Origin of the sequence: Sedimentibacter sp. B4, assembly GCF_000309315.1 — a bacterium.
Taxonomy (GTDB): domain Bacteria; phylum Bacillota; class Clostridia; order Tissierellales; family Sedimentibacteraceae; genus Sedimentibacter; species Sedimentibacter saalensis.
In genome coordinates this window covers 1-812 of record NZ_CANG01000591.1, presented here as the reverse complement: position 1 = coordinate 812, position 812 = coordinate 1, and the positions used below count along the sequence as shown (strand labels likewise).

The window sequence follows — 812 nt, the reverse complement described above, 5'->3', positions numbered from 1 at the left end:
AGACCTGGGACTCGTAGATCTTGTCCAGGAACTGGTAGACGCCGTTGATGTGCTGGGCGGTGCTGTTCGTCAGCTCGTGCAGGTTGGTTTCCTCGGTCTCGTTGATGATCGTGGTTGTGCGCTGCTCCCGGACGCGTGTGGTGACCCGTTCCAGCGACCGGCTGACGATGTCCTTGGCGAACCGTGTCGAGTTCTTGGCCGACTGTTCTGTTGAGGTGGTCGAACTCAGCGAGGTCGAGGCTTTGAAGTCGACCGTCGGACCGTACTTGCCGGAGAGGCTGAGGTCGAAGCCGGACTTCACGTCACTCTTGATCGTTTGGGAGGTCTCGCGGTTCAGTTCGAACCGGTCGGTGGTCTGGAGTTCGGACTCCTTCACCCCGGTGACCTCCGTCTCGGTCAGGAAGGTCGTCTCGCTGCGGTCCAGCTGGCGGTGCGATCGTGCCTTCTTCTCTCCGATCAGCACATTCTCCACATGCGCCAGCTCGGCACCTTCGTAGCGTTTCAGTTGCTGCTTGACCACAAGCAGGTCCGCCACACAGCCGGAGACACCACCGCAGCCCCCGGTGCCGGCGGAAGCGTGGCGCCGGGCTCTGGCGGTGTGGCCGGGGACGGCCAACGGATCGGCCGCACCCCCAGCGCGGCCTTGGCCCGCACCAGCTGCATCACGATCGTGTCCAGCGGCGCCGAGCGTGGATCGAGGCCGCCAGCGGCCAACACCTGCCGTGTCGCGGGCGACAATCCTGCCACCGCCGATTCGGACAAGGCGAAAGCGGTTGAGGCTCGACGCTGGGTACTCCGAGCGCTGGGGACCT

1 pseudogene is annotated in these 812 nt (G+C 64.7%); it reads right to left on the bottom strand.

Features of this window, described 5'->3' with window-relative positions:
- Positions 1-616, bottom strand: a pseudogene (locus BN358_RS25595) (hypothetical protein); the annotation flags it as partial.
- Positions 617-812: the final 196 nt, after the last annotated feature.